The 13,675-nt window shown below is 70.6% G+C and carries 14 protein-coding genes; 6 read left to right on the top strand and 8 right to left on the bottom strand.

Features of this window, described 5'->3' with window-relative positions:
* Window position 1: 1 nt before the first annotated feature.
* Both T8T21_RS18875 and T8T21_RS18870 read left to right on the top strand, forming a co-directional pair.
* Entirely contained in the window at window positions 2-1,276 is a 1,275-nt protein-coding gene (locus T8T21_RS18875; RefSeq protein WP_322338157.1) for an MGH1-like glycoside hydrolase domain-containing protein, read from the top strand.
* The gene (locus tag T8T21_RS18870; protein WP_322338156.1) at window positions 1,276-2,334 is read left to right on the top strand and encodes an ABC transporter ATP-binding protein; all 1,059 of its coding nucleotides are present in this window, start codon (window positions 1,276-1,278) and stop codon (window positions 2,332-2,334) included. The genes T8T21_RS18875 and T8T21_RS18870 overlap by 1 nt, the downstream gene beginning before the upstream one ends.
* A 377-nt stretch (window positions 2,335-2,711) precedes the next feature.
* Here T8T21_RS18870 and T8T21_RS18865 read toward each other — a convergent pair whose 3' ends face one another.
* The gene (locus tag T8T21_RS18865) at window positions 2,712-3,845 is read right to left on the bottom strand and encodes a penicillin-binding protein activator (protein WP_322338155.1); all 1,134 of its coding nucleotides are present in this window, start codon (window positions 3,843-3,845) and stop codon (window positions 2,712-2,714) included.
* 419 nt (window positions 3,846-4,264) lie between these two features.
* On the opposite strand from T8T21_RS18865, the gene gspD reads away from it, so the two are divergent.
* Window positions 4,265-6,100: a type II secretion system secretin GspD gene (gspD, locus tag T8T21_RS18860; protein ID WP_322338154.1), complete on the top strand. Its 1,836-nt coding sequence runs from the start codon at window positions 4,265-4,267 to the stop codon at window positions 6,098-6,100.
* On the opposite strand, the gene T8T21_RS18855 is transcribed toward gspD, so the two are convergent.
* Entirely contained in the window at window positions 6,094-6,714 is a 621-nt protein-coding gene (locus tag T8T21_RS18855; RefSeq protein ID WP_322338153.1) for a hypothetical protein, read from the bottom strand. The genes gspD and T8T21_RS18855 overlap by 7 nt on opposite strands.
* A gap of 40 nt (window positions 6,715-6,754) precedes the next feature.
* Between T8T21_RS18855 and T8T21_RS18850 the strand changes: the two genes are divergently transcribed.
* Both T8T21_RS18850 and gspG read left to right on the top strand, forming a co-directional pair.
* On the top strand, window positions 6,755-7,309 hold the full coding sequence (locus T8T21_RS18850; protein ID WP_322338152.1) for an A24 family peptidase: 555 nt from the start codon (window positions 6,755-6,757) through the stop codon (window positions 7,307-7,309).
* Entirely contained in the window at window positions 7,300-7,734 is a 435-nt protein-coding gene (gene gspG, locus T8T21_RS18845; protein WP_322338151.1) for a type II secretion system major pseudopilin GspG, read from the top strand. The genes T8T21_RS18850 and gspG overlap by 10 nt, the downstream gene beginning before the upstream one ends.
* Here the strand turns inward: gspG and T8T21_RS18840 are convergent.
* The 6 genes from T8T21_RS18840 to T8T21_RS18815 all read right to left on the bottom strand — a co-directional run bounded on the left by T8T21_RS18840 (window position 7,692) and on the right by T8T21_RS18815 (window position 11,946).
* Window positions 7,692-8,321, bottom strand: coding sequence for a PulJ/GspJ family protein (locus T8T21_RS18840; RefSeq protein ID WP_322338150.1), 630 nt, complete (start codon window positions 8,319-8,321; stop codon window positions 7,692-7,694). The genes gspG and T8T21_RS18840 overlap by 43 nt on opposite strands.
* Window positions 8,318-8,680 (bottom strand): hypothetical protein, encoded by a 363-nt coding sequence (locus T8T21_RS18835; protein WP_322338149.1) that lies wholly within the window; start codon window positions 8,678-8,680, stop codon window positions 8,318-8,320. The genes T8T21_RS18840 and T8T21_RS18835 overlap by 4 nt, the downstream gene beginning before the upstream one ends.
* 49 nt (window positions 8,681-8,729) lie before the next feature.
* The gene (locus tag T8T21_RS18830) at window positions 8,730-9,938 is read right to left on the bottom strand and encodes a type II secretion system F family protein (RefSeq protein WP_322338148.1); all 1,209 of its coding nucleotides are present in this window, start codon (window positions 9,936-9,938) and stop codon (window positions 8,730-8,732) included.
* Between the two features lie 91 nt (window positions 9,939-10,029).
* Window positions 10,030-10,524, bottom strand: a complete 495-nt coding sequence (locus T8T21_RS18825; RefSeq protein ID WP_322338147.1) for a hypothetical protein — start codon at window positions 10,522-10,524, stop codon at window positions 10,030-10,032.
* 1 nt (window position 10,525) lies between these two features.
* Window positions 10,526-11,074, bottom strand: a complete 549-nt coding sequence (locus T8T21_RS18820; RefSeq protein WP_322338146.1) for a GspMb/PilO family protein — start codon at window positions 11,072-11,074, stop codon at window positions 10,526-10,528.
* Window positions 11,071-11,946 carry a PilN domain-containing protein gene (locus T8T21_RS18815; RefSeq protein WP_322338145.1) on the bottom strand — a complete coding sequence of 292 codons (876 nt, stop codon included), beginning with the start codon at window positions 11,944-11,946 and terminating at the stop codon, window positions 11,071-11,073. Before T8T21_RS18815 ends, T8T21_RS18820 begins: the two co-directional genes overlap by 4 nt.
* A 242-nt stretch (window positions 11,947-12,188) precedes the next feature.
* Here T8T21_RS18815 and T8T21_RS18810 point away from each other — a divergent pair, with 242 nt between their 5' ends.
* Entirely contained in the window at window positions 12,189-13,607 is a 1,419-nt protein-coding gene (locus T8T21_RS18810; protein ID WP_322338144.1) for a GspE/PulE family protein, read from the top strand.
* Window positions 13,608-13,675: the final 68 nt, after the last annotated feature.

Genomic DNA, 13,675 nt, shown 5'->3' with positions numbered 1-13,675 from the left:
CATGACCAACCCCCGCATTTCGCCCGCCCTCGATGAGCAGGCCCGCGCGATCCTGCGCGGCAACGACCGCGGCGGCTACACCGTGCCGACCGACGGGCTCTATCCCTACCAGTGGAACTGGGACAGCGCCTTCGCCGCCTGGGGCTTCGCGACCTTCGACCTCGACCGCGCCTGGACCGAACTCGACACGCTGTTCTCGGCCCAGTGGGACGACGGCATGGTGCCGCACATCATCTTCCACAAGCCGGATCCGGGCTACTTCCCCGGTCCCGACGTCTGGGGCACGGGCAAGTCGCCCGAAACCTCCGGCATCAGCCAGCCGCCCGTGGCCGCGACCATGGCCCGGCTGATCCTCGACATGGACGCGCAGGCGGGCCGCGACCGCATCGCGGCGCTCTACCCGAAAATGCTCGCCTGGCACCGTTGGTGGCGCGACTACCGCTGCGGCTCGGGCGTGGTCGCGATCACCCATCCGTGGGAGTCGGGGCGCGACAACTGCCCCGACTGGGACATCGGCATGAGCAATGTCGACGGCTCGAATGTCGGCGAATACACCCGCCGCGATACCGGCCATGTCGACCCGTCCATGCGTCCCGGGAAGGCGGATTACGACCGCTACATCGCCATGGTGCAGTTCGGCCGCGAGTGTGGCTGGGACCAGGCCGAGATCGTGAAGAACGGCCCGTTCCTGATGGCCGATCCGGGCATCACCTTCATCCTGCTGCGCGCGCATGACGACCTCGCCGCCATGGGCCGCGCGCTCGGCCACGACGTGAGCGAGATCGAGGGCTGGTCCGCCGATCTGCGCGCCGCCGTGCCGTCGATCTGGAACGCGGAGACGCGCGGATACGACGCGCGCGACCTCAAGACCGGGCGCTTTTCGGGGCGGATCGGCTCGGCCGCCTTCCTTGCCTATCTCGCGGGCGTCGAAAGCCCCGAGCTGGACGCCCGCATGACCGAACTGTGGGATGCGGTGCGCTTCGGCTTTCCCTCGGCCGATCCGGCCTCGGCCGAGTTCGACCCGCGCCGCTACTGGCGCGGGCCCTCTTGGCCGGTGGTCAACGCGCTGATGGCGATCGGGCTGAAGGACCGCGGCCACCACGCGGCCGCCGAACGGCTGCGCCGCGAGACGGCGGAGCTGATCGAGGCGCACGGCTTCTTCGAGTATTTCGATCCGATCGACGGCACGCCCTGCGGCGGCGATGCCTTCACCTGGACGGCGGCGATCTGGCTCACCTGGGCTGGATCGGCGGCCGACACGAAAGGAGGTGCGTGATGGCATCCATCGAGCTCAAGGGCGTCGAGAAGTGGTTCGGCGAGGTGCAGGTCATCAAGGGTGTCGACCTCGCCATCGAAGAGGGCGAGTTCGTCATCTTCGTCGGGCCGTCGGGCTGCGGCAAGTCCACGCTCCTGCGGATGATCGCCGGGCTCGAGGGCACCTCGCGCGGGCAGATCATGGTCGGCGATCGCGACGCCACCGCCGAGCCGCCCTCCAAGCGCGGCCTCGCCATGGTGTTCCAGTCCTACGCGCTCTACCCTCACATGTCGGTGGCCGAGAACATGGGCTTCTCGCTCAAGGCCGCCGGCGTGAAGCCGGCCGAGCGGGAGCGGCAGGTGGCGGAGGCCGCGCGCGCGCTCCGGCTCGAGGAGTATCTCGACCGGCGGCCCCGCGACCTCTCGGGCGGCCAGCGCCAGCGCGTCGCCATCGGCCGCTCGATCGTGCGCGAGCCGACGGCGTTCCTCTTCGACGAGCCGCTGTCGAACCTCGACGCCTCGCTGCGCGTCGAGATGCGCTACGAGATCGCCAAGCTGCACCAGACGCTGAAATCGACGATGATCTACGTCACCCATGACCAGATCGAGGCGATGACCCTGGCCGATCGGATCGTCGTGCTGTCGGCGGGGCAGATTGCGCAGGTCGGCACGCCCAAGGAGCTCTACGAGCATCCCGCCAACCTCTTCGTCGCGCAGTTCATCGGCAGCCCCAAGATGAACGTGCTGCCCTGCCGCACCGCGCGCGGTGAATGGCAGCTCGAAGGCGGGCGCGGTGGTGTGTTTTCCGGCGCGACGGAGGCGGTGACGCTCGGCATCCGGCCCGAGCACATCGAGATGCTGCCCGAGGGGCAGGGGGCCTGCGACGGCACGGTGGACCTGCTCGAATATCTCGGCGCCGACACCAACGTGATCGTCGATTGCGGCGGCACCTTGGGCAAGGTGACCGTGCGGGTCATCGGCGGCACGACGCTCGTCCCCGGCGACCGGGTCGGTCTCGGCTTCGACGCGTCGCAGCTTCATTTCTTCGATGCTCAGGAGCAGAGTGTCAGGTCAGCCTGAGGCTTCGGTCGGGAAGCCCGCGCATGGGAATTCATCAGGAGAAGCGATGCTGCAGGGAAACAGGTCCTGCCACGCCGTTTTCCGATCGAGCCTCTTATTAGTGGGCAACTCTCGGCCCTTGCGAGGGCCGGGAGGCGGTGCATGCATGCGGTGCCGAACTGGGTTTCCGGGGACGCTGAATATGTGGCGGGCGAAGGAAGCCGAGCCTCCAACTCCTCGGGCATGGAGGGTGCATAAACGCGCCAGGGGACGATTAATGAGGTCTGAGCCTGAGCGACGCACACAGCTTCATTAGCTATACCGCGTAATCTACATTATGTATTTATCTGTCGATTGATATGTCGCCGCCACAGGATCAGCCGAGATTTATAGTATCCTCACCCCACCGTGGCGCTGAGCAGCGTAAGCTGAGACCCCTCAACCCCGAGCACCGCCAGGCCGCGCTGGCACAACCCCTCCTTCACGAAACGGTAGGGTCCCAGCACGCCGCTGAAACCTGCCTCGCGCAGCAGCCCCTCGCGGTTCTGGGCGCCGATCCGGCCAAGGAGCCGCGCCATTTCTGCGCCGTCGAAGGTCAGCCCCGCCAGGATCCCCGCCTCGGCATCGGCGCCCGCTTCGCGCGCGAAGGCCTGGGCAAACGGCTCGAAGCGCAGCGGGTCGGGGGCGGCGAACCAGCTGCCCTGCAATTCCAGCGCGTCGACCGGCGCGAAACCGGACCATTGCACGGAGCCGAGGATCTGGACGCCGCTGCCGGCCAGCGCCTGCGCGAAGGGCAACAGCGTGGCGTCCGCGGCCGGCAGGTACACCGCCTTCGGCAGGCCCGCCCCACCGGCCTCGAGCGCGGCCCGCAGACCGCCGGCCTCCGCGCGCGTGAGCGTCGGGCGCAAGGTGATCCCAAGGGGCTTGGCCAATGCCTGCGCCGCCTCGGCCGATCGGGTTCCGAAGGCGCCGGGCGGGACCACGACCGCGACATCGCGCAGCCCGCGCGCGGCGGCGTAGCCGAGGATCGCCTGCGCCGAATGCCGGGGCGTGACACCGAACACGAAGGCCCCGGTGTCGGCCAGCGCCTCATCGTTCGACAACGCCACGACCGGCACATCCTTGGGCACCGCTGCCGCGACCGCCGCCGCCTGCGCGCTGAAGAGCGGCCCGATCAGCATCTGCGCGCCCGCCTCCACCGCCGCCCGAGCGGCGCGGACCGCGCTGTCCTCGCTGCCGCCGCTGTCGAGGATCTCCAGCTCGGCGGTGAGGCCGACCCCGGTGCCGCCGAGGCTCGCGGCCTGGCGCATCGACTGGCCGAGCCGGGCCGCATCCCCCGTCAGCGGCAGCAGCAGCGCCGCGCGGCCGCGCGTGCCGGGCGGCACGCCCTGTCCGCCGCCCGAACCGCTGACGCCGCATCCTGCGAGACCCGAGACGGCCAGCCCCGCCAGGCCGCCAAGGATCCGGCGCCGTGTCGGCGCCGTCGTGGCACGCGCTCTGAGTGCAGGGTATGGCTGAGCTTCCCTCGGCATCGTCTGCCTCTCCTTCGCGATGAGCCCGGCGCGGTGCCGTTTCGCGGAGATTGCCGCAGATGGGTGCGGCCCCCAACCCCGATCCTCCTGCCCCGCCCTGCAGGCCGATCGTCAGGGGTCGCAGCGTGTCGCGACTGCATCACAACTTGACCTTGCGCGCCGGGGCACGCGGCGCGGCTTCTGCCGTAGGGGCGCGATGACCTAGGGTGACTGCGCAGGGACAGGCTGGGGCGACGAAGAGTGGGAGCGTCGTGAAACGGATCGGACGGCATCGCGGTCAACGGCGCAGGACACTCGGCAGGGCGGATCTCCGCGATGCGCTGAAGCGGCTGTGTCTTCTCGTCCCCCTTCTGATCGCGGCGCTCGCATTAGAGCCATCTCACGGTCGGGCCCAGGTCGCCGACACCGGCGAGACCTTCGTGATCAACCTCCGCGATGCGGACATCTCGGTTCTGGCCGAACAGGTGTCGCGCATCACCAACCGCACGCTGGTGGTCGATCCGACGCTCGACAGCGCCGTGACCGTGGTCTCCTCCGAGCCGCTCGACCGCGACGGGGTCTGGACCCTGTTCCAGTCGGTGCTTCGGGTGCGCGGCTTCGTGGCGGTGCAGAGCGGCGTCGTCTGGGAGGTGATCCCCGAAGCGGAAGCCCGGTCACGCGGGGCCGGTGCCACCGGCAGCAGCCAGGACTTCGTCACGCGCGTCCTGCCGCTCGAACGGCTGCCCTCGGCCGAGGCGGTGCGGGTGCTGCGGCCGCTGGTGGACCCGGCCGGCTACATGGAGGCGGTTGACGATCCGAACGCGATCGTCATCACCGACACCCAGGAGAACGTGGACCGGATCATCGCCTTCGCGCGCGGCTTCGACGCCCGCAACGACGTGGTGGCCGAGGTGATCCGGTTCCGTCACGCCGACGCGGCCTCGGTCGGGGCTGCGATCGGCGAGGTGCTGGGCGAGGCGGGCACCGGCGCGCGGATCTCGGTCGATCCGAGCTCGAACGTGCTGCTGGTTCGGGGCGTCCAGTCGGATATCGACCAGATCCGCGCCCTCGCCCGCGACATGGATGTGGCGCGGCCGACGGCACCCAGCGCCCCTGCCGAGACGCTCGACACCGCCATCCACAACCTCAAATTCGCCGATGCGGAGGCTGTGGCCGAGATCATCCGCGCGACGCTCCAGGGCGGCACCGACCTGGCGGCGCAGCTCGAGTTGGTCGACGCCGACGGGGTCGCCCTGGCCGTGCCGACCACGCCCGCATCGCAGGTCTCGGTGCAGGCCTCCACGGCCACCAATGCGGTGATCGCGCGCGGCACGCCCCGACAGCTCGCCGAGGTCTCGAGGCTGGTGCACGCGCTCGACGTGCGCGGCGCGCAGGTGATGATCGAGGCGGCGATCGTCGAGGTGTCCGGCGACATGGCCGACCGGCTCGGCGCGCAGCTCGGCCTCGGGCGCGGCGTGCCGGACGGGCGGCTGGTCGCGACCAATTTCGGCAATTCCGGCAGCTCGCTGCAGTCTGTGCTGCTAGCGCTGGGGCAGAGCGGGGCCGGCGCGCTGTCGACCGGGCTCAGCGTCGGGGTCGGCCGCGACGATTTCGGTCTGCTGGTGCAGGCGCTATCGCAGTCGAGCTCGGCCAACCTGCTTTCCACGCCGAGCGTTACCACCATGGACAACAAGCCCGCGACGATCGTGGTGGGCCAGAACGTGCCGTTCCGGACCGGCAGCTTCGTCACCGACGGCAACTCGCTCACCCCCTTCACCACGATCGAGCGGCGAGATGTCGGCATCACCATGCAGGTGCTGCCGCGCGTGACCTCGGACGGGGTGGTGCGGCTCGAGATCTCGCAGGAGGTATCGTCGCTGGTCAACGCGTCGGTGCAGGGCGCCGCCGATCTGGTCACCAACCGCCGCGTGATCGAAACCACGGTCCAGGCGATGAGCGGCGGCACCGTGGTGCTGGGCGGGCTCATCTCGGATGATCGTCAGTCCACCGAGCAGGAGGTGCCGGGCCTCGCCGACATCCCCGTGGTGGGTGAGCTGTTCCGTTCGCGCAGCGCCGAACGCACCCGCCGGACGCTGTTCGTGTTCATGCGGCCGACCGTGCTGTTCGACCCGACCGACGTGCGCGCCGCAGCCACGCGCAGCCTCTCGCGCCTGCAGGCGGCGGAGGCGGCGGACACCCAACCGACCGGCGCGGTCCCGGCGTTGCGGCAGCGCGCGGTGCGGCGGCTGCCGCTCGAGATCAACGGCCTCTACTGAGGCGGCGGGGTCGGCAGGCGGCGCAGCGAGATCTCGGCGGTCCGGCCCGCGGCCAGATCGGCCCCCGGCAGCGCCGCCGCTGCGGCACGGATGGCGGCAGGGGCGAGGTCGGGATTGACCTGCCCGGTGCGGGCCAGCTGGGTGACCAACGGCCCGAGGCGGTCCCGCTCTGCCGCGTCGAAACCGAGCCGCGCCAGCAACTGCGTCTCGCTCGACAACCGGGCTCCCGGGGGCAGTTCGGCCAGCAGCGCCTGTCGGCGGCGCAGGATCTCGCCCGCATCCGCCGGCAGCAGCGCCAGCACCTCCGGCGGCGCGAGATAGAGATCGACCAGCCCATCGACGTCGTTCACGCGCGCCTCCCACAGCCTCCCGTCCAGCGCGAGTTCGAACGGGGTGCCATCGAGCCGCGACAGCTCCGGGTGCGGGACGGCGCCGCGCCGCGCCTCGGCCAGCACCCCTCGCAGCAGCTCGCGCGCCGAGGCCGCGTCCACCGCCTCCCGGTGGGACCGCTCCAGCCCGGCCAGCACCTTCCGGGTCGCCGCGCCGCGCGCTTCGAGCGCCAGCGCCATGGAGGCGAGCATCAGCACGCCACCAAGCGTTGCGAGTAGCACCATGCCGCGTCTAGGCTCGCGTATGGCTGCTGGTTGGTTTCCCATGTCCGGATCCGTTGCTTCGGTCCTCATCGTTCTCGTCCCCGTCTACGGCGCGACGTTCCTGCTGGTGTCATGGCACGCCTCCCCGGGTGGTCTCGCGTGGCTCGCGCCGGTGCTCGCAGTGCCGCTGATCTGGCTCAGCGTCACCGATCTGCGCCGGTTCGAGATCCCCGATACCGCCATCATCAGCATCGCGCTTTGCGGCGCTCTGTTCCAGTGGGTCGCGCGCCCGGCGAGCCTGTGGAGTGAAATCGCCCTCGCGCTCGGTCTGGCCGCGGTGCTCTGGACCGGCGGCGACCTCGCCTTTCGCCGCATCGGGCGCGAGGCGCTGGGGATCGGCGATGCCAAGCTGATCGGCGCCGGCACGCTCTGCACCGGCTTCGCCGCGATCTGGTGGGCGCTGCTGATCGCCTGCGTGGGCGGCATCGCGGCGGCGCTGGCGGCGCGGCGCGGCCGCGGGAATACAACCCATTTGGGAATTCCTTTCGGGCCCTTCCTGGCTTACGCAATATACATGGTCTTTTTGTTGCAACTTCCGGGCATGCCATGGCACTGAACCGCGACAGGTCCCGACGAAACCCCCGAGCCGGGCTCACCCTGCTCGAGATCATGGTGGTCATGGCCATCGTCGTGATGGTGGCCGGGCTGGCGGCGCCACGGCTGATGGACAGCTTCGGCCGGGCCAAGTCGCAGGCCGCGCAGGTCAGCATGGCCAACCTCAAGAGCGCGCTGCAACTCTACTACCTCGATATCGGCCGCTACCCGACCGAGGCCGAAGGGCTCGACGCGCTGATCGCCATGCCCTCGGGTCTCGCCGATTGGCGCGGCCCTTATCTGGAGGGGCCGGACGGGCTGACCGACCCTTGGGGGCGGAGGTTCCTCTATCGCTACCCCGCGCCGGATGGCGGCTTCGAACTGCTGACGCTGGGCCGGGACGGTCAGCCGGGCGGCGACAGGGAAGACAGCGACATCACGCTGTGATGCGCCGCGCGCGCCGGGCGCACGCTGAGCGGCGGCGCGGCGCGGCCGTCGCGGTCATAGCTGATCCGCACGAGGTCCGGCAAACCCGCGCCGGGCGGCCATTCCGTGAACCACGCGTGGCCGACGCCCGACGGCAGACGGCCCCAATAGGCGAGGGCGAAGCCCGCGCTTCCTTCCGACAACAGGATCTCCCGCCCGATGTCGCCGCTCGGCAGTAGCGCTACGGCGCGGACCGCGTCGCCCGACCGCTCGATCGAAATCCGCGTCAGCTCGCCCGCCCAAAACGGCGGCGCGTCGATCAGCGTGTCGAAGCTCATCCGCTCGGCGCTGCCGGCGAGGATGGCGCCGGGCGGCATGTCCTCGATCCAGCGGCGCAGCGTCGCCCGATCGAGCAGCGGCGCAAGCCCGCGCGCCTCGGCGCCGAGGCGGCCTGCGCCGCGCGCCGTCACGTCGAGAGTGGAGGCGAGGATCAGCGCCAGCGCCGCCATCATCGCGAGCGACACCAGAAGTTCGAGCAGTGTCACCCCCGCCCGGGGGTTGCGCCGTGGACGGCGCGGCGCAGCGGGCCGGTCCCCCTTCGACCTCATGGCGCGGGCCTTTCGGCGACGACGCTTTCGAGGGTGACCACCCGCTCGGGCGCGGTGCCGTTCCAGACCGAGACCGCCACCGTCACGTAGCCGTCCAGCGCCACACCGGGCATGGCGACGATGGGCTCGGCCGGTCGCTCTTCGATGCGCCAATGCCACTCCTCATACTGGCCGAGGCTTTCCACCGTCGCGACGGAGCGCCGGGTGGCCAGATGCTCTTCGGTCACCGAGCGCGCGAGTTCGACCAGCCAGGCCCGCTCCACGCGCCGTGCGCTCCCTTGCAGCGCCGAGCTGGTCACGCCCAGCACCGCGCCGGTCACGATGGTCAGCATCGCAAAGGCCAATAGCACCTCGAGCATGGTGAAGCCTGAGGTCGCGCGGCGGCGCGTGGCCGCGTTTCGGGCGAACCTAGAACGCAAGGTCGCTCACCGAGAAGACGGCCTCCATCACCGCGTGGACCAGCAGGCCGACCAGCGCGCCGACGATAAGCGTCAGCGCCGGCGTCAGCGCCCGCAGCAGTCGCCCGATACGGCTCTCGATCTGGGCCGCGAGCGCTGCCGACAATGTCCCCAGAACCGCGCCGAGCGTGTTGGTCTCCTCGCCGATGCGGAAGAGCTCGAGAAACAGCAGCGGCATCCGGGGCGCCTGCGCAAATGCCTCATGGGCGCGGCCGCCGCTCCTTAAGCGCTCTGCCGCCGCGCGCATGGCTGCCGCATGCGCGGCCCCCGGCTGCAACGTGCCGAGCAGGTCGAGGGCGTCGGGCAGCGACATGCCCGAGCGGAGCAGCAGTTCCAGCCCGCGAGACATCCGGAGAAGCGCGGTGTCCTGCGCCAGCCGTCCGATCACCGGCAGCCGCGTCACGACCCGCACCCGTGCGAGCCGCAGGGCGAGAGCCACCAGCCCCGGCACCGCCACCACCGCCAGCCCGAGCCAGACCCCCCAATTCGCCACGAGATCGCGCAACGACAGGAACACCGCGAGCCCGGTCGGCGGCGCGAGGCCGCGGCTTTGGAACAGCGGCTCCAGCGCCGGGGCAAAGGTCAGGCTCACCAGCACCAGCACCCCGATCCCGACCGCCACGAGCACCGCCGGGTAGATCAGCGCCGCCGCGATCTGGGCGCGGAGCCGCTGCTGGCTGCGCAGATGCTTGGCCAGATCCTGCAGCAGGTCCGGCATCTCGTTCGAGCTCTCGCCCATCCGCAATAGCGTGGTGAAGACCGGGGCGACGCGCGGCCCGGCCTGGGCGAAGGCTTCGGCAAAGGGCAGGCCCTCGGCGACCAGTCGGGCCACCCGCTCCAACCGCCCCCGAACGTCGCGCCGCTGGGTGCCGGCGCCCAGCACCCTGAGGATTTCGAGGATCGGCAATCTGACCCGGAACAGCACCGCCATCTGCTCGGCCAGCGCGGCCTGCGCTTCGAGCGGGATCTGCCCGGCCCCAAACCCGACCTCTCGCCGATACCACGGTACCGAGGCGCCCGCGCCCGCCTCCCGCAGCTCCACGACCGAAAGGCCCATCGCCTGAAGCGTCTCGTAGGCCGCTCCCTCGGATGTCCCTTCGAGCCGCCCGCGCTCGCTCTGCCCGGCGGAGGTGTAACCCTTGTAGGCGAATACAGGCACCTCTCGCTCCCCTACGATCCGGCCAGCGGTGCGGAGACATCGCGCGCGGCCGGCCCGAGGGCGAGCAGGTCATGGCATGTCGTCCTGCCCCTCATTCGAACAGCCGAACCGTTCGATCTTCGCCGTCGCGCGACAGCCGTATCGACCCGACGAGGATCTCCTCCACTCGCCAGCCGGCGATGCTGTCGCCCAGCCTTACCCAGACCTCCCCTTCACCATCGGGAATATCCAGCAGCGCTTGGCCACCTCCAGCATCGACCATGGTGCCCCTCACGAAGATCTGGACCGGTGCTTCCGGGGCGGTTTCGGGCGGTCTCTCGGCGGGCGGCGGGGCCGACGCCACCGCCCTGCCCCGGCCATGCACGAAGAGCGGCCGTTCGGCTATTTCCTGAAGGCGGTCGCCGTAGTCTCTCGGCCCGGAGAAGGCGAACAGCCGATCGCCCGGGGCGGAGGGGGCCGCATCACCGGTCTGGGGGCGGGCCGATACGAGAGCCATGGGAGGCTCGCGGCTCCAGTCCAGCGCCAGCCCGAAGCCCGCGAGCAGCGCGACATGCGCGAGTGGCGGCAGGTGGCGCAGGGCTCTCATGCTACAGCTCCTCCGTGGTCGGCACCCAGAAGCCCCAGACCACCAGCCGCATCGTCACCTGCGACATCCGCTGCGCGGCCTCGAATCCGCGCGGCGCGGCGCGGATCACCATCTGCGACACGGCCAGGCGCGGCTCCACCGCTTCCAGCCCGGCGAGGTATGTCGCGACCGCCCCGATCGGGCCGCGCGCCTCCAGCTCGACCGCCACCACGGGCTGGCTGAAGCCTGCAGGGGGCGGCGCGGCGCCGATGGTCGACAGCGTCAGACCCGCTTCGGCGCCGAGTTCGAACAGCGCCTTCTGCACGGCGAGGGTGCTGCTGGTTTCGTCGGGGCTGCGATGGGCGATGCCCTCGGGCGGGACCAGCGCCGCGCCCGCCGCCTGCCAGAACGCGATCCGCGACTGCAGTTCGCCGACCTGCTGGCGCAGCCGCGCCGCCTCGGTCTCCAGCGTGGCCTGCCGGGCGGTGCCGATCCGCGACAGCCCATGCGCCAAGGCCGCCCCCGCAAGGAACATCAGACCCAAGCCGACCAAGGCGCCGATCCACCTCATGTCGCCTCCTCCGCGCGCAGCGTCACGCGCAGCTGGAACCGGTTCTGCCGGCTGACCGGGTCGAGGATGACCGGCCCGTCGAGCGCGACCTCGGCAGCCCAAGGGGCGGAGCGGATGGCCTCGACGACCGCCGTCACCTCCATCTCTGCAAAGCCGGTGAGCCGCATCTCGTCGCGGTCGAGCGACAGGGCGGAGAGCCAGACCCGATCCTCCAGCAACGCCGTGAGATCCGTCAGGATCGGCAGCCTGTGGTATTCCGCCTCGAAGCTCGCGATCTCTGATGCCAGCGTCGACAGGGACGCCTCGCGCGAGACCGCCTCCTGCTGCGCCTCCACCGCCTGATCCATGAGCGCGGCGACCTCTCGCGCGAGCGCGGCGTTCCTCGACTCCAGCTCCGACAACGCGCTCCAACGCTCGAACAGTGTCCAGCTCGCCACCAACGCCAGGAGCAGCACCAGCAGCGCGGTCCAGCGCCGTTGGCCGCGATCGGTCACGCCGCGCCGGTCGAGAAAGGGTGCCATGCCTGGCATGACGGCGGCCCTGACAAGCCGCAGCGGCGCGCCTGTCTCCTCCACCGCGCGCCTCAGCGCCGCCAGCTCGTCCTGCTTCATCAACAGCACGGGAAATTGCAGCCAGTCGCCGCGACGCTCGGGCAGCGCCTCGCGCCAGACGAGGCCCCGCCCCTGCGCCGGCATCTCCTGTCGCATCTGCACCGCGATCGCGGACTGCGCCTGCGCGCGGGCGGCGCGCGGGATGCTGACGGTCTTTTCGAGAAACACGTCCCGGGGCAGCTCGACATCGACCGGGCGGCCGCGCCGGGCCGCCGCCCGAAGCGCCGACTGTTCGGCGGCACTTGGCTGCAACGTCTCCATTCGCAATGTCAGTGGCGGACGCGGCGGCAGCCCGCCGGCGAGGACGGAGGTCGGGAACAGCAGGCGCCACGCGGCGCGGAGCTTTTCCGATCGCTGGGCCAATAAAACCTTCACATGCGGACCCGAAAAAAACGACACTCACGAAAGGGCCGTCGGACCATTCGACGGTCTTCCGGGTGAGGATAGCGGTTTTTGCCATGAATGAGGGAGAAAAGAGTGAAAGCCCCGCGCGGAATGCGCGTATGGCGAGAAGCCTGGAGGCATCGGGACAGCTGCCGACGCGGGAGCTCGCCCGGGCCCTCGGCATGGCCGATGCACGCGGCGTTCCGCTCGAACAGGTGCTCTTGGAACTGCGGCTGATCGACGAAGAGACGCTGCTGCCGCTGGTCTGCGCCGCGCTGGGGATCGGCTTTGCCGCCGCGCCGTGGGAAGAGGGCGCGCGGCTCGACCCGGACGCCGTGCTCCGCCTGTCCCCGGCCTATCTCGGGGCCAAGGCCGTTGCCCCGCTGCTGTCGCCGGATCACGAGCCGCAGACCGTGCTGATGGCCACCCCCGGCGACACCGAGCTGCGCCGCGAGCTCGAGTTCCACCTCGGGCGGCCCGTCGCTCCGCGCGGTGCGACCCTGCGGACGATCCGGATGCTGCTGGCGCGTGGCCAGGCCGAAGAGGCGGGGTCGAAGAGCGATCCTGCGGCGGATGGCGCGCCCCGGCGCGGATTGTCCGCACCGCCGGAGGCCGAGGGGCCGGTGATCCGCTTCGTGAACGAGAAGCTGGCCGATGCCGTGGCGCTCGGCGCCTCCGACATCCATTTCGAGAGCACCGAGAGCGGTCTCGTGGTGCGGATGCGGGTCAACGGCCTGCTGTCGCGACAGGAGGTCGATCCCGGCCTCGGCACCGCGGCGATCCTCGCGCGGCTCAAGGTCATGGCGCAGGCTAACGTCTCGGAGCGGCGGTTGCCGCAGGATGCGCGGATGCGGGTGCCGATCGCCGGGCGAATGATCGACTTCCGTTTCTCCTCGCTGCCGACGCAGCACGGCGAAAGCATCGCTCTCCGGGTCCTCGATCCGCAGGCCCTGCGGCAGGGCTGGGAGGATCTGGGCTTCGCGCCCGACCTGGTGGCCCGGATCGTCCGGGCGATCGAGCATCCCAACGGGCTGTTCCTGGTCACCGGCCCGACCGGCTCGGGCAAGACCACGACGCTCTACACCGCGCTGCGCCATCTCAACTCGCCCCGCACCAAGATCGTGACGGTCGAGGATCCGGTCGAATACGAGCTGCCGGGCGTGCAGCAGGTGCAGGTGCAGGAGGCCATCGGGCTGAGCTTCGCGCGGGTGCTGCGCTCCATACTGCGGCACGACCCCAACGTGATCATGATCGGCGAAATCCGTGACCAGGAAACGGCGGCGATCGCCTGTCGCGCGGCGCAGGTCGGCCGGATGGTGCTCTCTACACTGCACGCCAATTCGGCCGAGGCCGCCGCGACCCGGCTCGGCGATCTCGGCGTGCCCGACTACCTGGTGCGCGACGTGCTGCGCGGCGTGCTGTCGCAATCGCTGGTGATGCGGTCCTGCACCGGTTGCGGTGGCGCTGGCTGCACGACGTGCGGCTTCACCGGCGCGGCCGAACGCCGTCTCGAGGCCCGGCTCATCGACCTGTCCTGAGGTCGCTGCGCGGGCGGACGCGGGGTTATGAAGATCGCTCCGAAGCCCGTCATTCCCGCGGTCTGCCG

The sequence above is a fragment of the Limimaricola variabilis genome, from assembly GCF_034371605.1.
GTDB classification, from domain to species: Bacteria; Pseudomonadota; Alphaproteobacteria; order Rhodobacterales; family Rhodobacteraceae; genus Limimaricola; species Limimaricola variabilis.
The sequence above is the reverse complement of the archived record's forward strand: the minus strand, read 5'-3'. Positions and strand labels throughout refer to the sequence as shown.

Excerpts from the sequence above, each read along its gene's own strand:
- T8T21_RS18840 (WP_322338150.1), bottom strand. The coding sequence starts at position 8,321 with ATGAGGTCGAAGGGGGACCGGCCCGCTGCGCCGCGCCGTCCACGGCGC.
- T8T21_RS18865 (WP_322338155.1), bottom strand. The coding sequence starts at position 3,845 with ATGCCGAGGGAAGCTCAGCCATACCCTGCACTCAGAGCGCGTGCCACG.
- T8T21_RS18820 (WP_322338146.1), bottom strand. The coding sequence starts at position 11,074 with ATGAGGTGGATCGGCGCCTTGGTCGGCTTGGGTCTGATGTTCCTTGCG.
- T8T21_RS18870 (WP_322338156.1), top strand. The coding sequence starts at position 1,276 with ATGGCATCCATCGAGCTCAAGGGCGTCGAGAAGTGGTTCGGCGAGGTG.
- gspG (WP_322338151.1), top strand. The coding sequence starts at position 7,300 with ATGGCACTGAACCGCGACAGGTCCCGACGAAACCCCCGAGCCGGGCTC.
- T8T21_RS18835 (WP_322338149.1), bottom strand. The coding sequence starts at position 8,680 with ATGCTCGAGGTGCTATTGGCCTTTGCGATGCTGACCATCGTGACCGGC.
- T8T21_RS18815 (WP_322338145.1), bottom strand. The coding sequence starts at position 11,946 with ATGGAGACGTTGCAGCCAAGTGCCGCCGAACAGTCGGCGCTTCGGGCG.
- T8T21_RS18875 (WP_322338157.1), top strand. The coding sequence starts at position 2 with ATGACCAACCCCCGCATTTCGCCCGCCCTCGATGAGCAGGCCCGCGCG.
- T8T21_RS18810 (WP_322338144.1), top strand. The coding sequence starts at position 12,189 with ATGGCGAGAAGCCTGGAGGCATCGGGACAGCTGCCGACGCGGGAGCTC.
- T8T21_RS18850 (WP_322338152.1), top strand. The coding sequence starts at position 6,755 with ATGTCCGGATCCGTTGCTTCGGTCCTCATCGTTCTCGTCCCCGTCTAC.
- T8T21_RS18855 (WP_322338153.1), bottom strand. The coding sequence starts at position 6,714 with ATGGTGCTACTCGCAACGCTTGGTGGCGTGCTGATGCTCGCCTCCATG.
- T8T21_RS18825 (WP_322338147.1), bottom strand. The coding sequence starts at position 10,524 with ATGAGAGCCCTGCGCCACCTGCCGCCACTCGCGCATGTCGCGCTGCTC.